Source organism: Pseudomonas sp. SST3 (assembly GCF_003325755.1).
On record NZ_QORI02000011.1, the window covers coordinates 149642 to 168279 of the forward strand.

Below are 18638 nucleotides of genomic sequence, written 5' to 3' on the forward strand. Positions count from 1 at the left end.
CACGGCGATATTCGGCGCTGACTCGGCATAAGCCGGCTACGCGTTCCGCGCGGTCAAACGGGCCAACGCCGTGGTTGAAGCGAGGCGTCAACAGGCCCCAGGAAACGATCCAGGCAAGCATACAGCTGCTCGCTCTCCAGTGGCTTACCAATGAAGTCATTCATGCCGGAATCACGGCCTTGCTGACGATGATCTTCGAGGACGTGAGCAGTCAGAGCGACGATGGGGACTGGCGTGAGCCCCTGTTCGGTCTCGAGGCAGCGAATCTGTCGGCTCGCCTCGAAACCGTCCAGTTCCGGCATCTCGCAGTCCATCAGAATCAGCTGAACGGCAGAGGGGTTATCGCTGTAGGCCGTTACTGCCCGCCGGCCGTTCTCGGCAATGGTGACCTCGTAGCCACGCTTGCGCAGCAGGCTGGAAACCACCATCTGACTGACGGGGTTATCTTCGGCGATGAGAATACGTGACTGCGGTGCCGCCTCGTGGCGCTCGGGCACTGTCGCATCAGGTGGTCGGGTGCCTGAGGGTTGATAGAGCCGATGCAACGCATCGCGCAGCGGGCCTAACAAGAGTGGCAAGGGCAGGTTGCTCAGCCGCAGCGTAGGCGCAAGAACGGGGTACTCGCTTTGCGGCGGGTAGAGCAGCATCACGCGCTGATTCGGCTCGAGCTGGTTGCCCAGTGTGATCAGCCAATCCTGAGGCTTTCCGGGCCAGGGTGCCATCATCACCACCAAGGGCGTGCAGGCGTGGTTATCGAGATAGCGTGGCAGGCGTTTCGGCTCCTCACAGCGCACCACGCGCATGCCCCAGCGCGTCAGCAGATTGCCCATCGCATCGAGCGCATGGATATCCTGGGAGGCGATCACCGCGGTACGGCCTTCGAGCAGCGCGGTAAGCGGGTCATGGTTGCCGCCCGCGTCGTGCAGCGGAATGTCGAAACTGAAACGGCTACCCTGACCAGGCGCGCTCTGAACGTCGATCTGCCCCCCCATCATTTCCACCAGTTCTTTGCTGATCACCAGCCCAAGCCCGCTGCCGCCATAGCGGCGAGTGGTGCTGGAGTCGCCCTGGGAGAAGGATACGAACAGCTGTGCGAGCACTTCGGCGCGCATGCCGATACCGCTGTCGGTCACCGAAAAGATCAGTCTCCGAGCGTCTGACGGCCCCTGAACGGCCACCTCGAGCATGACGCAGCCATTGTCGGTGAACTTCAGTCCGTTGCTGAGCAGGTTCAGCAGGACCTGTTTGAGCCGGGTCGGATCGCCGCGGATGCGTCGCGGTACGCCCGCTGCGAGGCTCACATGCAGGTGGAGCTCCTTTTCCAATGCCTTGGCTGTGAACAGGCTGACGGCTTCGGAAACCAGTGCTTCGAGATCGAACTCGATATCCTCCAGAACCAGCTTGCCGGCGCCGATCCTTGCGTAGTCGAGAATGTCATTGATCACCGACATCAGCGAGGCGCTCGAGCTGGAGATCGTATCGAGATAGAAGCGCTGGTTACGGTCCAGCGAGGTTTCGCGCAACAACTGCAGCATGCCGAGCACGCCATTGAGCGGGGTGCGGATCTCGTGGCTCATCTTCGCCAGGAAGCGGCTCTTGGCCTGGTTCTCGCTCTCGGCGCGCGCAGCAGCCTGGCGGGATTGGAAACCTTCTTCCTTGAGCATATTGATCCGGTCGGCAAGTCCGATGGACAGAGTGATCAGCTCGAAGGCTATGCCGGCCTTGACGATTGAGGAGCCGTACAAACCGAACAGGTTGAAGCCCAGGGAGCCGGCGGTGACGATGACGAAAGTCACCAGCAGTACGCCCCACGCGAGGGTGTAATAAAGCCCATAGCGAACACCCCGGCGCCAGACGAATGCACCGGTCAACAGCAGGCCAATGGAGGAGGTGATCACCATGACGCTGGCCAGCACACTCCAGGTCTGCAGCTCCAGGACCACCCCGGACAGCAGCGCGCCAAACGAAATCAGGAACGCCACACGCAGGGCGAAATCGAGTCGCGGGAAATGCTCGCGGGTATGGAGGAAGTGGCGACTGAACTGGATCGAAATCAGGCAGTGGCTGAGCATCAGTGCATAGATGCCCAAGGTTATGGCACCACCATCATCACTCAGCCATTTGACCAGCAGGCCGTCAAAGCTGAGTGCGAACAGCCCGACATTGACGTTGTAGATCAGGTACCAGAAATAGGCCGGCTCGCGGAGCGACAGGAACAGGAAGAGGTTGTAGCAGAACATGGCGAACAGCACGCCGTAGAAAGCGCCGGCGAGCCCCATCGATTCTTCGGCTGCCGCGGCGCTCGCTTCGTAGCTACTGAAGTAGAGGGGCATGTACAGCGTGCTGGAGCTTTTCACGCGCAGCAGTAAGGTCGAGGTGCCGGGCTCCAGGGCGACCGGGAACCAGAAATTGCTGACTTGGACCGGGCGTGCGCTGAAGGGCAGGCTGTCCCCGGATCGCTGTTGGCTTATGCGGCCGTCCGGGTGGCGCAGATACAACTCGATGTGGTCGAGCAACGGGTAGTTGATCTCGAAGAAACCGCCGATGGGTGTGCTGAGCTGATTATCAAGATCGACGCGAAACCACCATATGTCCTTGTTCTTGCCTTTGTTGGCGTGCATGCCGCTGACCGGTTCGAAGGTCTTTCTCGGCAGGTCGAACACTTCGGCAACCTTCAACTCGGCTGCGGGGTCGCGCAGGAAATACGTCCAACCCCCAAGTGGCTCGCGAAAATCCTCCGAGGCTATGGGGACGGGGGTGAAGGCCCAGACCTGAGCAGATAGGCAATAGAGAAAAAGGACCAGGCAAAGACGCGGCAGCATGTAGGGACCCGGAATCGTGCAAAGTCGCAGGCGGTCAAGCAGAGCAGGCAGTCACGGGACTGTGCGCGGTATCAGTTGCGCGAGCGACAGCCCGCTTCGACGGACGCCTGGTCGGGCCAGGCATCCATATATATCAGCGACTTGCGACTTTGCCCGGATCGAAGCCGTCTCGCAATCGGCAAATGCTCCAAGTAGGCGGCACATCATGAAACCTGACGCTCAATCGGACGAATCGTCAGAACGCCTGTCCAAGATCGAATCGACTGGCGGAACGCGGGTGTCATTCTCCATCTGTGCGTCGTGCTCGAGTTGATGACTGAAGCTTTCCAGGGATCCCTGGCCAGTGTGCGCATCGCTGGCAAAAACGGGAGGGCTGAGCAAATAGCGGCATAGAAGCCGGCTCATCGCCGCCAAGCTGTCGATGTGGGTCCGCTCATAGCCATGGGTCGCATCGCAGCCGAAGGCGAGCAGGGCGGTGCGGATGTCGTGCCCGGCGGCGATCGCTGACTGGGCGTCGCTGTGATAGTACCGAAACAGATCCCGGCGAACCGGAATGTCGTGCTCGTTGGCCAGTTTGATGAGATGTCGCGACAGATGGAAATCGTAGGGTCCACCGGAATCCTGCATCGCGACCGTGACGGCGTGCTCGCTGGATTCCTGCCCCCTGGCGGTGGGCGCGATGTCGATCCCAACGAACTCGCTTACATCCCAAGGCAGTGCGCCGGCCGCTCCGGAGCCGGTTTCTTCGGTGATGGTGAACAGCGGGTGACAGTCGATCGGCAGTTCCTGCCCGCTCTCGACCAGCGCCTTGAGGGCCGTCAGCAGCGCGGCCACGCCGGCCTTGTCATCCAAGTGGCGGGCGCTGATGTGACCGCTATCGGTGAATTCCGGCATGGGATCGAAGGCGACGAAATCGCCCACGTGGACACCTAGCGCAACGGTATCGGCACGGCAAGCGGTGTGGGCATCCAGGCGCAGTTCGACATGATCCCAACTGATGGGCATCTCATCGACTGCTTTATTGAAGGCGTGTCCCGACGCCAGCAGAGGCAGCACGCTGCCGCGGATCACGCCGTGATCGGTAAAGACGCTGACTCGGCTGCCTTCGGCAAACCGGCTCGACCAGCAGCCGACCGGCGACAGGCCCAGCCGGCCAGTGTCGTGGATCTCGCGAACGCTGGCGCCGATGGTATCCAGGTGCGCGGCAATGGCGCGGTCGGGGCTGTCCTGGCGGCCCTTGAGCGTTGCGCGGATAGTGCCGCGGCGTGTCAGCTCGAAGGGAATATCCAGCTCCTTCAAGCGCTCGGCCACGTAACGCACGATCGTGTCAGTGAAGCCGGTGGGGCTAGGGATCGCCAAGGTTTCCAGCAAGACGCGTTGCAGGTAATTAAGGTCGGGTTCGGGAAGCTTTGCAGTCATGATCATTCCTGTGGGGGCAAGTGATGGCTGCCGCCATGCGGTGAATGAATGCGAGCGATTGCCGCGATAAGGATGGCGCCCCCCACGGATGGCGGCGAGGGCCATTTTCCGTGGGCGCCTTTGTCTAGTTCGTGTTGTGACTCAGCGGGAAAAGCAGGTCAATGAAGCGCTCTGCGGTTGGCTGCGGATGATGGTTCGCAAGGCCGACGCGCTCGTTGGCTTCGATGAAAACGTAATCCGGCTGATCTGCAGCAGGGACGAGCAGGTCGAGCCCGACCACCGGAATGTCCAGCGCACGAGCGGCGCGAACGGCCGCGTCAACCAACTCAGGATGCAGCTGATCGGTGACGTCATCCAGGGTGCCGCCGGTATGCAGGTTCGCGGTGCGTCGGACAGCGAGGCGCTGGCCGCGTGGCAGTACGGTGTCGTAATCGAACCCGGCATCTTCGATGCAGCGCTGGGTTTCCCTGTCTATCGGGATACGGCTCTCACCGCCTGTGGCAGCCTGGCGTCGACGGCTTTGGGCTTCGATCAGTTCGCGGATGCTGTGGCTGCCATCGCCCACCACCTCGGCAGGTCGACGGATGGCGGCTGCCACCACCTCATAGCCGATCATCACGACGCGCAAGTCGAGCCCGGGATGGTAACTCTCGAGCAGTACACGTTGATCGAACTGACGTGCTTGGGCGATGGCTTCCTCCAGGTCCTCGGCGCTGCGCAGATCTACCGACACACCATGACCCTGTTCGCCGTCGACCGGCTTGACCACGACGCTGCCGTGCTCCTTGAGAAATGTCGCGTTGTTCTCTGCCGAATCTGCCAGTTGTTGCGCCGGTAGTTTCAGGCCTGCTCTGGCCAGGGTGCGGTGGGTCAGGCGCTTGTCCTGGCACAGCGTCATGCTCACGGCGGAGGTCAGATCCGAAAGCGACTCGCGGCAGCGAACTCGGCGGCCCCCTTGGGTGAGCGTGAACAGCCCGGCTTCCGCATCGTCGATGCTGATCTCGATGCCGCGTCGACGGGCCTCGTCAACGATAATCCTGGCATAGGGGTTCAGTTCGGCTTCGGGGCCGGGGCCCAGGAACAGCGACTGATTGATCGTGTTCTTGCGCTTGACGGTGAAGGTCTGCAACTCGCGGAAACCAAGCTTGGCGTAGAGCGCCTTGGCCTGCTTGTTGTCGTGTAGCACCGACAGATCAAGGTAGGTCAGGCCGCGGCCCATGTACTGCTCGATCAGGTGACGCACCAGCGCTTCGCCGACACCCGGGCGGGTGCAATTCGGGGCGACCGCCAGGCACCAGAGGCTGGATCCGTTTTCCGGGTCGTTGAACGCCCGGTGATGATTGATGCCCATGACGCTGCCGATGACCTGCCCGGAGTCGTCATCCTCTGCCAGCCAGTAGACCGGACCGCCGTTCTCGCGCGGTGTGCACAGCTCCGGATTGACCGGCAGCATGCCGCGAGACTGATACAGGCAGTTGATCGCCTTCCAGTCAGCCTCGCTTTGTGCCCGGCGAATACCGAAACCGCGAAAGCTGCGACGCGCAGGGCGGTAATCGGTAAACCAGATCCGCATGGTATCGGAGGGATCTAGAAACAGTTGTTGCGGTGCGTACGCCAGCACCTGATGCGGCGCGGCAACATAGAGTGCGATGTCGCGCTCACCTGCCTGCTCGTGAAGCAAGTCCGCGGCCAGGTCGGCCGGGTTGGAATAGGTATGGCCAATCAGAATGCGGCCCCAGCCACAATGCAGCGTCACCGGACCCTGGGGTTCTTCCTGTCCATCTTCGGCGAGACGGGCCTGCAGCCGCTCATAGGTCGGTGTCTGGCCGCGCAACAATCGCTGTCCGTAAGCTTGAGACTTCTGCATGGTGTTTTCCTTGGGGCTTGTCCTGACGGCACGGAAACAAGCGGAGCACAGGGCGCCCACTATGGTTCGGCGCCGTCACGATCGAGTGCTTATAGGCCTTGTTCGCTCAACCATAGGTTGACTGCTGCCAGTTGCCACAGTTTCGAACCACGCAGCGGCGTCAGCTGACCCTCCGGATCACTGAGCAACTTTTCGAGCATCGCAGGGTTGTATAGGCCTCGATCTTGGCTCGGGTCTGTCAGCAATTCACGCACCCAGTTCAGCGTATCGCCCTGCAAGTGCTTGAGTCCGGGCACCGGAAAATAGCCCTTCGGCCGGTCGATCACCGCCGCCGGGATTACCTTGCGCGCCGCCTCCTTGAGCACGTACTTGCCGCCTTCGGGCAGCTTGTACTTGGCAGGAATGCGCGCTGATAGTTCGGCCACGTTGTGGTCGAGGAACGGCACCCGTGCCTCCAGGCCCCAGGCCATGGTCATGTTGTCGACGCGTTTTACCGGGTCATCCACCAGCATCACCGTGCTGTCGATGCGCAAGGCCTTGTCGACCGCCGCGTCGGCGCCCGGTTGAGCGAAGTGCTGCCGTACGAAGTCGCCGGAGAAATCGCCCTTTACCCACTGCTGCTGCATGGTTTCGGAATATTCCTCGTAGCTCCGGTCACGGAAGGCCGCCAGATAGGCTGCCGCCGGGTCCTGCGCGCCATCGACCTGTGGATACCAGTGGTAGCCGGCGAACAGCTCATCGGCGCCTTGGCCGCTCTGCACCACCTTGCAATGCTTGGAGACTTCACGCGACAGCAGGTAGAAGGCGATGCAGTCATGGCTGACCATCGGCTCGCTCATGGCCTGAAAGGCCGCGGGCAACCGTTCGAGAACCTCCTTCTCCTGGATGCGCAGCTGATGATGGCGTGTCTGGTAGTGCTCGGCGATCAGGTCGGAATACTTGAATTCGTCTCCGCGCTCGCCACCGGCATCCTCGAAGCCGATGGAGAACGTCAGCAGATTGTCCGCCGCGCCGGCCTCACGAAGCAGGCCGACCAGCAGACTGGAATCGACACCACCTGAAAGCAGCACGCCGACGTCGACGGCCGCGCGCTGGCGCAGGGCGACGGATTCACGCAGGGTAGCCAGGGTGCGCTCTTGCCAATCTTCGAAGCTGTATCGCTGCTCTTCTTCCGTGGCGCCGAATTCGAGTTGCCACCACCGGTGCTGACTGGATTTGCCCGTGGCGTCGACGCGCATAAAGGTGCCTGGCGGCAGCTTGTCGATGCCGGCGATCAGTGTGTCTGGCGCCGGCACTACCGCGTGGAAGCTCATGTAGTGGTTCAAGGCCACGGGATTCAGTACACCGGCGATGTCGCCGCCTTTGAGCAGCGCCGGCAGCGCGGAGGCGAAACGCAGACGGTCACCGGTTTTCGACAGATACAACGGCTTGATGCCAAGACGATCGCGGGCGATGAACAGCTCCTGCGTATCGCGCTGCCAGATGGCGAAGGCAAACATGCCATTGAGCCGCGGCAGCAAGGCCTCGCCCCAGGCGTGGAAGCCCTTGAGCAGCACTTCGGTATCGCCCCCGGAAAAGAAGCTATAGCCCAGTGCCTCGAGCTCGGCGCGCAATTCCGGGTAGTTGTAGATCGCGCCGTTGAAGACCATCGACAAACCCAGCGCGGAGTCGATCATCGGCTGGCCCGAGGCCTCGCAGAGATCCATGATTTTCAGGCGGCGGTGCCCGAGCGCGAGAGGACCCTGGCTATTGAAGCCACACGCGTCGGGTCCACGGGACATGAGGTGTTGGGTGATGCGTTCAATGGCGGCCAGATCGGCCGGTTGATTATCGAAGCGAAGTTCGCCAGCTATGCCACACATAAGATCCTTACCGGTTTTGCCGTTGGGGAGTGTGACTGACGTGCGGAACGCGAAGTTCAGGTTTCCAGACCAGCGTGCGCGCCTCTGGATCGATGCTTACGGGGATTGCTGGGCGCTGCGAGCGCCTCCTGAATCGCATCCGTTCGGGTCAGTCGGATTTTACAGAGAAACAAACAAATGCTTTCATGTCAAACCGTAGCGTTAGCAAAGATTATGGCTTATGAGTGATAAAACACTTCTGGATCAAACTACCGGCACCGGAGTCGCCACGCTTGAGCTTTCGTTGTTTCAGGCCTTTCGAAGGATACAGCAGGACGCTGAAGTCCACGCTAAGCGGCTCGCCCGTTATGGCGGCCTGAGCCCGGTGCAGCTGATGATTTTGCAGGTGCTGGCCAACGAGGGTCAGCTCACCGCCAGTACATTAAGCAAGCGGGTCAGCCTGACCGCCGCCACCCTGTCCGGACAACTCGACCGGCTCGTCGAGCGTGGCCTGTTGTTGCGCCAGCGGGACGATCAGGATCGGCGAAAGCAATGGTTGCTGCTGACGACTGAGGGCAGGGTGCTGCAACAACAGGCGCCCTCGTTGTTGCCACCGGAATTCGTCAAGCGATTCGCGGGACTACCAGAATGGGAGCAGCACAGTATCGCTGCGGCACTGCTGCGCGCCGCTTCGATATGTGGGCCGATGGAATAGCGAGCCGTGGCCGCCTGGCTGCCGAGCAAGGTGTCTAGGCGCGGAACCCTTCAACGATGTGCTCGGCCAATGTTTCGCTGACCTGCGACTGGTTGCGATCGTTGCGCAGCAGGACGATGCTGCTGACCGGCAACTCCGGAAAACCTTCGGCCGAACCCAGCTGGCGCATGTCTGGCGGTAGCAGGCTCTGCATTTGCGCAGTCACGGCCAGGCCGGCACCGACGATGGCCATCAATGCCGACAGACTCGGGCTGGTGTAGGCGATCCGGAACGGAATGCCCAGGCTGTCCAGCGCATTGCAGGCCCAGGCTCGGCAGAAACACTCACTGTTGAACACAGCCAGCGGTATCGGCCGCTGCTCGTGGGCGCTGAAGCCGGCCGCCTCGGCCCAGACCACCCGTTCGCGTCGCAGCAGCTGACCGATCTCTGCACCCGGCGCACGGGTGACGATCGACAGATCCAGATCGCGGCGCTGCAGGAGCTGGAAAGAGGGCTCGCAATGCACTTCCACCTGTACCAGCGGATAGGCCTGGGCAAAACGCGAAAGAATGCCCGGAAGAAAGCGCATCACGTAATCGTCCGGCGTCCCGATGCGCACCGATCCGACCATGTGCGGCTCGCGGAAGGTCGTCATCACTTCGCCGTGCAGCTTGAGGATCCGCCGGGCGTAGCCGAGCAGGACCTGACCCTCCGCTGTCAGCCGGACCTGGCGACCATCGCGCTCGAACAGGGGACGTTGCAGGACGTCCTCTTCGAGCCTTTTCATCTGCATGCTGATGGCCGACTGGGTGCGGTTGACCGCATCGGCCGCTCGGGTGAAACCGCCATGATCGGCAATGGCGACGAAACTGCGTAGCAGCTCCGCATCGATACTGGGATAGTTGGCCATTCATCAATCTCCGAGATGGATAACATCAGCAACATTCGTTGGATTGATCATAAGCCTCGCCGGACACTGATGCCATCCCACCCGGAGGTGCATCATGAAAAGCCATGTTGAGTTTCTGAAGACCGGCCATCCGCTTGCCAATCGCAGCACATCGCTTGTTGCGCTGTTGCGGAAGTCCTGGCAGCAAGCAAGCCGCTGGCACAGGCTGTACCAGCAGCGGCAGCAACTCGCTGCATTGAGCGATGAGATGCTCAAGGATATCGGGCTGAGTCGCGCTGATATCGAAACCGAAGCCAACCGCCCCTTCTGGGACGAACCCTATGGTCGGGGCTGAGGTTCGAGTGTCGGGCCTCTGTCGAGGCCTGGAACCTGCCGAGTGTGCGCCAGCTCAGGCCGAATCAGTCCGTTCGGCGAATGAGTTTACGCAGCAGGAATCGGTTCGGGTGACAGGCCTCGGCTATGGAGCGTGGCACGGGCAGCGGCTCGCCATTAAGCCAGGCGGCCAGCAGTTCGCCGGACAGTGGAGTGGTAATCAGGCCGCGCGAGCCATGAGCGGTGTTGACGTACAGCCCATCCAGCCAGGGGCAAGGCGTGTCCGGCACTTGTCGGGCATCCTTGCTCAGCACCGTGTAAGCATCGGCGAACGCTGCGGGATCGGCGAGCGGACCGACGATCGGCAGATAGTCCGGGCTGGTGCAGCGGAAGGCCACGCGACCAGGCAGATCCGCCATCTCGTGGGTGTCGGCCTGTAGGCGCTGAAACAGGTCGGTCGAAATCTCCTCGAGCATCTCCAGATTGGAACGGTGCTCCGCGTCGCTCGGGACCGAATCGGTCTCGGCGAAATTGAAGCTCGCGCCCAACGTATGCAGGCCGTCGCGTGGCGGGGCGACATAACCCTTGGCACAAAGCACGGTGCGCAATGCAGCGCTTCGTTCGGTTGTCGGCAATGCAGTGATCTGGCCGCGGATGCGCTTGAGTGGCAACCAGGCGCTCTGGCTGAATCGCGCGGTATCGGCCGCGCCGGCCAGGATTACCACGGGCGCTTCGGCCAGTACCTCATCGCCATCCAATGCCTGCCAGCGCTCGCCCTTGCGGCGCAGCTCGACGGGCTGCCGATTTCGGATGAGCTCGATGGCGGGGTGCGCGATTAACCACTGGCACAGCGTCGGCGGATGTGCCCAGCCGGCGTCGGGGTAGAACAGACCGCCATGATCCAGCGCCACGCCCGCCAGCTGCTCGGCTTCCGAGCGTTCAACGGCGCGCAACAGATCGGATGGGAAGGCGTCGGTGAGCGCGGCCTGTCGAGCGGCTTCCTTATCATCGAAGGCGATCTGCAACACGCCGCAGGCGTCCCAGTCATGTCCCTGCTGCAGGTTGCGTAACAGCCGGCGCGTGTAGCTGAATCCGCTGACGACCAGCTGCGAGAGCGCCGTGCCGTGTGCCGACAGCTTCAGATAGAGCACGCCCTGCGGATTTCCGGAAGCCTCGTGCGCGATATCACCATGTCGCTCCAGCAGCGTCACCTGCCAACCACGAGCCGCCAGGCTTGCGGCGCTGGCGCAGCCGGCCAATCCGGCACCGATTACCAAGGCTCTGCGCTGTGCCGGCCGGAACGTTGGCCGAGCGTACCAAGGCGTATCGGCTGGCGCGGCTACTCCAAGAAAGCGCCCCTGCGAACTCTCCCATTTCTGCCCGAAGCCGGGAATCCGCTTGATCTCGAAACCCGCCTCCTTCAGCGCGCGGCGGACGCTGCCCGCGCTGGTGAAAGTGGCCAGCGTCGTGCCCGCCGCGGAGAGACGCGCGACTTGCTCGAACAGCGCCGGCTGCCACATGTCCGGATTTTTTGCCGGAGCGAAGCCATCCAGAAACCAGGCGTCGATCTGCGCATCCAGATCGCTCAGACAATCGAGCGCATCACCAACCAGCAGCGTCAACACCACGCTACCGAAGCGAAACTGCTGATAGCCTGGATTGATCGCCACATACTGATCCAGCAGTTGGCGTGCCTGGACCTGCAGCTCGGGCCACAGCGCCAATGCGCGTTGCAGATCGTCAGCAGTGAGCGGATGCTTTTCGACACTGACGAAATGCAGGCTGGCGCCCGTAATTGCGGTACGTTCGAACAGCGCCCAGGCGCAGAGAAAATTCAATCCGGTGCCGAAGCCCGTTTCACCAATTACTAGCCGGTCTCCGGCCTTTAGCGCGGAGAATCGCTCGGCAAGCCGATTCGGTTGCAGAAAGACATGGGTGGTTTCCGCCATGCCGGAAATGCGCGAAAAATACACATCGCCATACAGGCTGGATTGCGGTTGGCCGCGCTCATCCCAATCGAGCTCGGCATGTCGGAAACCGGTGGTGACGTGAGCGGGCATTGTGCGCTTCCCGGGACGAAGAGTATGAAAGGGGTGCGATTCTAGCAGCGGTAGGGAAACCTGCTGCGGGCGCGCTTTGTCGCATCGATATGCGCTGGGTGTATCGCGCTCTGCATGGCCGCTGATCACGATACGTCGATCGCCATGAGTATGGTGGCGTTCCAGGGCCTACCACCGCCGTTCTTTAAGGGAGAGCACGATGTTCGAATCCGCGGAAATCGGCCACACCATCGACAAGGAAACCTACAACCTCGAGGTTCCTGTCCTGCGCGAAGCACTGCTGGATGCACAGTACCGACTGCGAGAGCAGGCGCGGTTTCCCGTGCTGATCCTGATCAACGGGATCGAGGGCGCGGGCAAGGGCGAGACGATCAAGTTGCTCAGCGAATGGATGGACCCGCGACTGATCCGCGTCGACAGTTTCGATGTGCCGACCGACGAGGAACTCTCGCACCCGCCTGCCTGGCGTTACTGGCGGCGCCTGCCACCCAAGGGGCAGACCGGCATCTTCTTCGGCAACTGGTACAGCAAGATGCTCGAGGACCGTGTCCACGGGCGTATCAAGAGCTCCGAGTTGGAGCTGGCGATCGACCGCGCCCAGCGCATGGAACGGATGCTCTGCAAGGAAGGCATGCTGATCTTCAAGTTCTGGTTTCATCTGTCAAAGAAACAGATGATGAAGCGCCTGGATTCGCTGAAGGACGACCCCTTGCACAGCTGGCGGATCAGCCCACTGGATTGGCAGCAATCGAAGACTTATGACCGGTTCGTCAAGCATGGTGGGCTCATCCTGCGCCGCAGCAGCCGGGACTTTGCGCCCTGGTATGTCATTGAAGGGAGCGATGAGCGCTATCGCAGCCTGACCGCAGGGCGGCTACTGCTTGAAGGGCTCAATGCCGCGCTGGATGCGGCCGACCGGCCATCCTTGCAGCCGCATGCGGCTCCGGTCGACCTGAACAATGATCATATGAGCCTGCTTGGCAGCCTCGATCTTGATCAGAAGCTCGGCAAGGATGAATACAAGGATTTGTTGGTCCAGGAGCAGGCACGCCTGTCCCAGTTGCTGCGTGACCGGCGCCTGCGCAAGCGTGGTGTGCTGGCCTTGTTCGAAGGCCACGACGCGGCGGGCAAGGGGAGCGCCATCCGCCGTGTGACGGGTGCATTGGATCCGCGCCTGTATCGGACGGTGCAGATCGCCGCGCCGAGCGAGGACGAGCGTGCTCAGCCCTGGCTATGGCGATTCTGGCGCAACGTGCCGGCGCGCGGACAGTTCACGATTTTCGACCGCTCCTGGTATGGCCGCGTGTTGGTCGAGCGGGTCGAAGGCTTCTGCCGCCCGGATGAGTGGCTGCGTGCCTACACCGAAATCAACGATTTCGAGGAGCAGCTCGTGTACGCCGGCGTGGTGGTGGTCAAGTTCTGGCTGTCTATCGACCAGGAAACGCAGCTGGAGCGCTTCAAGGAGCGCGAAAACACCGCGCACAAGCGCTTCAAGATCACCGAAGAAGACTGGCGCAACCGCGACAAGTGGGAGGACTACGGGCATGCGGTGGCGGATATGGTGGATCGCACCAGTACCGATATCGCGCCCTGGACGTTGGTGGAAGCCAACGACAAGCGCTTCGCCAGGGTCAAGGTGCTGCGTACCCTCAACGATGCGCTGGCGGCTGCCATTGGTGAAAAGTGACAGAACGATGGTCGACCATATCCCCGCTGAATGGTCGTCGCCTTTGGCGAAGCGCCGGAACTATGCTCGGGCAACCGTCAACAATCAGGTCGCTGCCATCGTGACCTGTCCAACAACTCGAGGTATGCCATGCGTGAAGTAGTGATCGTCGACAGCGTACGGACCGGCCTGGCCAAGTCCTTCCGCGGCAAGTTCAACATGACCCGCCCTGACGACATGGCGGCCCATTGCGTCAACGCGTTGCTGTCGCGCAACAACCTGGACCCCAAACTGGTCGAGGATTGCATTGTTGGCGCCGGCTCCAACGAGGGCGCGCAGGGCTACAACATCGGCCGCAACGTGGCGGTGCTATCGAACCTGGGCATTCAGTGCGCGGGCATGACGCTCAATCGCTTCTGCTCGTCCGGCCTGCAGTCGATCGCCATTGCCGCCAACCAGATCGCCTCCGGCTGCAGCGACATTATCGTCGCCGGCGGGGTCGAATCCATCACCATGACGGCCAAGAGCAAGAACACCGACAACCTGTACAACCCGATCCTGCAGGAGCGCGTACCCGGTCTCTATCACAGCATGGGCCAGACCGCCGAGATGGTCGCGCGTCGCTACAACGTGACCCGCGAGCAGCAGGACATCTATTCGCTGCAAAGCCAGCAGCGCACCGCCCGCGCGCAGGCCGAAGGGTTGTTCCAGGACGAAATCGTACCGATGAACGTCCGTTATTTCACCGAGGACAAGGCCACTGGCGAGCGCACCGAGCACGAAGGCGTGGTCGATCGTGACGATTGCAACCGCCCGGACACCACGCTGGAAAGCCTCTCGGGCCTCAAACCGGTATTCGCTGAAGACGGTTCGGTGACCGCCGGCAACGCCTCGCAGCTCTCCGACGGTGCCTCGATGACATTGGTGATGAGCCTGGACAAAGCCCTGGAGCTGGGCCTCAAGCCACGCGCCTTTTTCCGCGGCTTCACCGTAGCTGGCTGCGAGCCTGAAGAGATGGGCATCGGCCCGGTCTTTTCGGTGCCGCGTTTGCTCAAGGCCAAAGGGCTACAAGTCAGCGACATCGACCTGTGGGAGTTGAACGAGGCTTTCGCGTCGCAGTGCTTGTACTGCCGCGACACGCTGGAGATCGACAACGAGAAATTCAATGTCAACGGCGGCTCGATTTCCATCGGCCACCCGTTCGGCATGACCGGATCGCGTACCGCTGGTCATCTGATTCGTGAGCTGCAGCGTCGCAATCTGCGTTATGGGGTGGTGACCATGTGCGTCGGGGGCGGCATGGGGGCGTCGGGGTTGTTCGAGGCGGTGCGCTGAAGGCAGAGGCAAGCCCTCAATTGGAGCGTGCGGTGACGTATCGGTGGGCTGAAGCCCACCCTACGGTCTCGCATGTTCGGTAGGGTGGGCTTTCAGCCCACCGCAATGACACGAATGATGGCCTTCCCCTCAACCCGCGCCACGCATTTGTTGGGCTGAAGCTCCTACGACACTTCAGCCCTGCCATCCTCGATTCGTAGGGTGGGCTTCAGCCCACCGACCGTTCAGCCACGGCTGGTTTCCAGCATGGTTTCCGGCCGCACCCACTGATCGAACTCCTCGTCCGTCAGATATCCGAGTTCCAGCGCGGCTTCACGCAAAGTGGAGCCTTCGGCGTAGGCCTTCTTGGCAATCTCAGCGGCCTTGTCGTAGCCAATGTGCGGATTCAGCGCGGTCACCAGCATCAAACCGCGCTCCAGGTGCTCTGCCATGCGCGCGGCATCCGGCTCCATCCCGACAATGCAATGAGTGTTGAAGTTGCGGCAGCCGTCGGCCAGCAGGCGAATGGATTCGAGCATGTTGTGTACGATCACCGGCTTGAACACGTTGAGTTGCAAATGTCCCTGACTGGCGGCAAAGCCGACCGTCACGTCGTTGCCCATCACTTGGCAGGCGAGCATCGACAGCGCCTCGCATTGGGTCGGGTTGACCTTGCCCGGCATGATCGAGCTGCCTGGTTCGTTGGCTGGCAGGCGGACTTCGGCGAAGCCCCCACGCGGTCCCGAGCCCAGTAGCCGCAGGTCGTTGGCGATTTTCATCAGCGCCGTGGCCAAGGCTTTCAGCGCGCCGGAGAGGGCGACCAGCGGCTCATGCCCGGACAGCGCGGCGAACTTGTTCGGGGCAGAGACGAACGGCAGACCAGACAGCGCGGCCAGCTCCGCTGCGATCGCTTCGGCAAATCCGTGCGGTGCGTTGAGCCCGGTGCCCACTGCCGTACCGCCCTGAGCCAGTTCGAATACTGCGGGCAGTGTGTGGCGGATCGCTTCTTCGGCTATGTCCAGTTGGGCGACGAAGCCCGACAGTTCCTGGCCAAAGGTCACTGGCGTTGCGTCCATCAAGTGGGTACGGCCGGTTTTGACCAACTGCCCGTGGCGCGCCGCTTGCTCGGCGATGCCGCCGGACAGCTCGGCGATCGCCGGCAGCAAATCGTGGTGGACGGCGCGGGCAATGGCGATGTGCATGGCCGTCGGGAAGCAATCGTTGGAACTCTGCGCACGGTTGACGTGGTCGTTGGGATGCACCGGGCTCTTGCCGCCGCGGGTGCCACCGGCCAGCTCGTTGGCGCGACCGGCGATCACCTCGTTGACGTTCATATTGGTCTGGGTGCCGCTTCCGGTCTGCCAGACCACCAGCGGGAACTGATCATCGTGCTGGCCATGAAGGATTTCATCGGCTGCCTGCTCGATCAGGCGCGCAATGTCGGGCGGCAAGTCACCGATACGGTCGTTGACGCGGGCTGCGGCCTTTTTGATCAGGGCCAGCGCATGGCATACGGCCAGCGGCATGCGTTGATCGCCAATGGCGAAGTTGATCAACGAGCGCTGAGTCTGCGCGCCCCAGTAAGCCTGTTCCGGCACTTCCACTGGGCCCAGACTGTCGGTTTCGGTGCGTGTCATGCCGTACTCCATCGATGAGGTCTTCCTGTTAGGTCGTCGGCTGACGACACTGGTTCAATCCGCTGCTTGGCTGTTCCTTGAGCGATTGGAACTCCGCGCGCAGAATGTGTCCATTGAGGCTCATCTATCGTTCGGCAAGGATCACCTAATGCACATTCTCAATACATTCGGTCTGTGTGGCGCGCTGTCGATGGCGCTGCTCGCTGGTCAGGCCAACGCCGACAGCGCTAGCCATGCGGCTCAGGCCGAGCGCTTTCTCGAACTGGTCAACGCCGATCGCATCGCGGTCCCGGTGTATGCCCAGGTGCAGCAGATGTTTGCCGAGCGGTTCGAGCAGACCCAGGCGCCGGAGAGCAAGCGTGGGCTGCTGGAGAGCTACCAATCGAAGGCCGACGCTGCGCTCGACAAGGCGATCGGCTGGGAGCAGGTCAAGCCCGACCTGGTGGCGCTGTACACCGAGACCTTCAGCGAACCGGAGCTCGATCAGCTGAACGAATTCTACGAATCTGAACTGGGCAAGAAGATGCTCACGCAGCTACCACAGCTCAACGCCCGCTCGGCGCAGGTGACCCAGAGTAAGCTGGAGAGCGCCGTACCGCAGGTGAACAAATTACTGGCTGAAATGACAGCCGAACTCGATACCCAGAAGAAGCCTTGAGGGAGCCTGCCAGGCATGTCCAAACTATTCTCGATCGAAAACGCACTGGAAGCCGCCTTGCAACCGGTGTTCCTGCAGGTGCTGGATGAAAGCCACATGCACAGCCGTGGCCAAGAAACCCACTACAAGGCGGTGATTGTCAGCGAGCAATTCGCCGGGCTCAATGCCGTCAAGCGTCATCAGAAGGCCTACGCCGCCATGGGCGAGCTGATGCAGCAGATACATGCCCTCGCGCTACACACCTATACCCCCGAAGAATGGGCCGAGCAGGGCGCCGCGCCCGATTCGCCGGTCTGCGCGGGCGGCCATAAGTAAGCCGCCAGCTGGCGCTTGAAGCATGACGCTCGTTTATTGATAGAATGCGCGCCGCGCCGGCTCACGCCGGCGTTGCCGTTTTCGCATTCCCGGTCCGCCCTTTACGTGGGTGACCACTGGAGAAATTACCCGCATGACCCAGAACATCGTCGTCGCGGCGCTGTACAAGTTCGTCTCCCTGCCGGACTACGTCGCGTTGCGTGAGCCCCTGCTCGAAATCCTCAACGCCAACGGTATCAAAGGTACTTTGCTGCTCGCCGAAGAAGGCATCAATGGCACGGTATCCGGCAGCCGAGAGGGCATCGACGCCTTGCTCGCCTGGTTTGGCACCGATAGGCGCCTGGCCGACATCGACCACAAGGAATCCTACTGCGACGAACAGCCGTTCTATCGCACCAAGGTCAAGCTGAAGAAGGAAATCGTTACCCTGGGCGTGCCGGGCGTCGACCCCAATCAGCGTGTCGGCACCTACGTCGAACCGCAGGACTGGAACGCGCTGATCGATGACCCCGAGGTGCTGTTGATCGACACCCGCAACGATTATGAAGTGGCTATCGGCACCTTCGAAGGGGCGGTCGATCCGCAGACCAAGTCGTTCCGTGAGTTTCCCGAGTACATCAAGGCGCACTACGACCCGGCCAAGCACAAGAAGGTCGCGATGTTCTGCACGGGCGGCATCCGCTGCGAGAAGGCTTCCAGTTACATGCTGGGTGAAGGGTTCGAGGAGGTCTATCACCTCAAGGGCGGCATCCTCAAATACCTCGAAGAAGTGCCGCAGGAGGAGACGCGCTGGCGCGGCGATTGTTTCGTTTTCGACAACCGCGTGACCGTGCGGCACGATCTCAGCGAAGGCGACTTCGACCAGTGTCATGCCTGCCGTACGCCGATCTCGCTGGAGGACCGGCAATCGGAGCACTACGCTCCAGGTATCAGCTGCCCGCATTGCTGGAACACCCTCAGCGAGAAGACCCGTACCAGCGCCCGCGAGCGGCAGAAGCAGATCGAGCTGGCGCTCAAGCGCAACCAGCCGCACCCGATCGGTCATAACTACCGCAAGCAGGGCGCGTAGCTGAGGCCGCTTGGCCAGATGACGGTGCGCAGTTTGCGCTCCACTCGATAACCG

At 61.8% G+C, this 18638-nt stretch carries 14 protein-coding genes; 7 read left to right on the forward strand and 7 right to left on the reverse strand.

Features of this window, described 5'->3' with window-relative positions; all coding sequences use genetic code 11:
* Positions 1-53: 53 nt before the first annotated feature.
* From DQ405_RS13510 to DQ405_RS13525, 4 genes are all read right to left on the reverse strand, one after another.
* Positions 54-2822, reverse strand: a complete 2769-nt coding sequence (locus DQ405_RS13510) for a hybrid sensor histidine kinase/response regulator (protein ID WP_168424688.1) — start codon at positions 2820-2822, stop codon at positions 54-56.
* A gap of 219 nt (positions 2823-3041) precedes the next feature.
* A complete protein-coding gene (locus DQ405_RS13515; RefSeq protein ID WP_168424689.1) occupies positions 3042-4241 on the reverse strand; it encodes an osmoprotectant NAGGN system M42 family peptidase in 1200 nt (399 codons plus the stop codon).
* Between the two features lie 124 nt (positions 4242-4365).
* Complete coding sequence (gene ngg, locus DQ405_RS13520) at positions 4366-6108, reverse strand: N-acetylglutaminylglutamine synthetase (RefSeq protein ID WP_168424690.1); 1743 nt, start codon at positions 6106-6108, stop codon at positions 4366-4368.
* A gap of 89 nt (positions 6109-6197) precedes the next feature.
* Positions 6198-7970, reverse strand: coding sequence for an N-acetylglutaminylglutamine amidotransferase (locus DQ405_RS13525; RefSeq protein WP_168424691.1), 1773 nt, complete (start codon positions 7968-7970; stop codon positions 6198-6200).
* A gap of 220 nt (positions 7971-8190) precedes the next feature.
* Here DQ405_RS13525 and DQ405_RS13530 point away from each other — a divergent pair, with 220 nt between their 5' ends.
* On the forward strand, positions 8191-8664 hold the full coding sequence (locus tag DQ405_RS13530) for a MarR family winged helix-turn-helix transcriptional regulator (protein ID WP_168424692.1): 474 nt from the start codon (positions 8191-8193) through the stop codon (positions 8662-8664).
* A gap of 34 nt (positions 8665-8698) precedes the next feature.
* Here DQ405_RS13530 and DQ405_RS13535 read toward each other — a convergent pair whose 3' ends face one another.
* Positions 8699-9553 (reverse strand): LysR substrate-binding domain-containing protein, encoded by an 855-nt coding sequence (locus DQ405_RS13535; protein WP_168424693.1) that lies wholly within the window; start codon positions 9551-9553, stop codon positions 8699-8701.
* A gap of 94 nt (positions 9554-9647) precedes the next feature.
* Here DQ405_RS13535 and DQ405_RS13540 point away from each other — a divergent pair, with 94 nt between their 5' ends.
* Positions 9648-9887, forward strand: coding sequence for a DUF1127 domain-containing protein (locus tag DQ405_RS13540; RefSeq protein WP_168424694.1), 240 nt, complete (start codon positions 9648-9650; stop codon positions 9885-9887).
* 64 nt (positions 9888-9951) lie between these two features.
* Here the strand turns inward: DQ405_RS13540 and mnmC are convergent, their stop codons facing one another.
* Entirely contained in the window at positions 9952-11925 is a 1974-nt protein-coding gene (gene mnmC, locus DQ405_RS13545; protein ID WP_168424695.1) for a bifunctional tRNA (5-methylaminomethyl-2-thiouridine)(34)-methyltransferase MnmD/FAD-dependent 5-carboxymethylaminomethyl-2-thiouridine(34) oxidoreductase MnmC, read from the reverse strand.
* 199 nt (positions 11926-12124) lie between these two features.
* On the opposite strand from mnmC, the gene pap reads away from it, so the two are divergent.
* Both pap and DQ405_RS13555 read left to right on the forward strand, forming a co-directional pair.
* A complete protein-coding gene (pap, locus tag DQ405_RS13550; protein ID WP_168424696.1) occupies positions 12125-13612 on the forward strand; it encodes a polyphosphate:AMP phosphotransferase in 1488 nt (495 codons plus the stop codon).
* Positions 13613-13741: 129 nt separating this feature from the next.
* Positions 13742-14926 (forward strand): thiolase family protein, encoded by a 1185-nt coding sequence (locus DQ405_RS13555; RefSeq protein WP_168424697.1) that lies wholly within the window; start codon positions 13742-13744, stop codon positions 14924-14926.
* Positions 14927-15150: 224 nt separating this feature from the next.
* Here the strand turns inward: DQ405_RS13555 and DQ405_RS13560 are convergent, their stop codons facing one another.
* Entirely contained in the window at positions 15151-16542 is a 1392-nt protein-coding gene (locus tag DQ405_RS13560) for a class II fumarate hydratase (protein ID WP_168424698.1), read from the reverse strand.
* A gap of 190 nt (positions 16543-16732) precedes the next feature.
* On the opposite strand from DQ405_RS13560, the gene DQ405_RS13565 reads away from it, so the two are divergent.
* From DQ405_RS13565 to trhO, 3 genes are all read left to right on the forward strand, one after another.
* Complete coding sequence (locus tag DQ405_RS13565) at positions 16733-17200, forward strand: DUF2059 domain-containing protein (protein WP_241729996.1); 468 nt, start codon at positions 16733-16735, stop codon at positions 17198-17200.
* A gap of 15 nt (positions 17201-17215) precedes the next feature.
* Positions 17216-17515 carry a BolA family protein gene (locus tag DQ405_RS13570; RefSeq protein WP_168424699.1) on the forward strand — a complete coding sequence of 100 codons (300 nt, stop codon included), beginning with the start codon at positions 17216-17218 and terminating at the stop codon, positions 17513-17515.
* A 133-nt stretch (positions 17516-17648) separates the two neighbouring features.
* Positions 17649-18584: an oxygen-dependent tRNA uridine(34) hydroxylase TrhO gene (gene trhO, locus DQ405_RS13575; protein ID WP_168424700.1), complete on the forward strand. Its 936-nt coding sequence runs from the start codon at positions 17649-17651 to the stop codon at positions 18582-18584.
* Positions 18585-18638: the final 54 nt, after the last annotated feature.

Coding starts and splice junctions, on each gene's coding strand:
- DQ405_RS13510 (WP_168424688.1), bottom strand. CDS start 2,822: ATGCTGCCGCGTCTTTGCCTGGTCCTTTTTCTCTATTGCCTATCTGCT.
- DQ405_RS13515 (WP_168424689.1), bottom strand. CDS start 4,241: ATGACTGCAAAGCTTCCCGAACCCGACCTTAATTACCTGCAACGCGTC.
- ngg (WP_168424690.1), bottom strand. CDS start 6,108: ATGCAGAAGTCTCAAGCTTACGGACAGCGATTGTTGCGCGGCCAGACA.
- DQ405_RS13525 (WP_168424691.1), bottom strand. CDS start 7,970: ATGTGTGGCATAGCTGGCGAACTTCGCTTCGATAATCAACCGGCCGAT.
- DQ405_RS13530 (WP_168424692.1), top strand. CDS start 8,191: ATGAGTGATAAAACACTTCTGGATCAAACTACCGGCACCGGAGTCGCC.
- DQ405_RS13535 (WP_168424693.1), bottom strand. CDS start 9,553: ATGGCCAACTATCCCAGTATCGATGCGGAGCTGCTACGCAGTTTCGTC.
- DQ405_RS13540 (WP_168424694.1), top strand. CDS start 9,648: ATGAAAAGCCATGTTGAGTTTCTGAAGACCGGCCATCCGCTTGCCAAT.
- mnmC (WP_168424695.1), bottom strand. CDS start 11,925: ATGCCCGCTCACGTCACCACCGGTTTCCGACATGCCGAGCTCGATTGG.
- pap (WP_168424696.1), top strand. CDS start 12,125: ATGTTCGAATCCGCGGAAATCGGCCACACCATCGACAAGGAAACCTAC.
- DQ405_RS13555 (WP_168424697.1), top strand. CDS start 13,742: ATGCGTGAAGTAGTGATCGTCGACAGCGTACGGACCGGCCTGGCCAAG.
- DQ405_RS13560 (WP_168424698.1), bottom strand. CDS start 16,542: ATGACACGCACCGAAACCGACAGTCTGGGCCCAGTGGAAGTGCCGGAA.
- DQ405_RS13565 (WP_241729996.1), top strand. CDS start 16,733: ATGGCGCTGCTCGCTGGTCAGGCCAACGCCGACAGCGCTAGCCATGCG.
- DQ405_RS13570 (WP_168424699.1), top strand. CDS start 17,216: ATGTCCAAACTATTCTCGATCGAAAACGCACTGGAAGCCGCCTTGCAA.
- trhO (WP_168424700.1), top strand. CDS start 17,649: ATGACCCAGAACATCGTCGTCGCGGCGCTGTACAAGTTCGTCTCCCTG.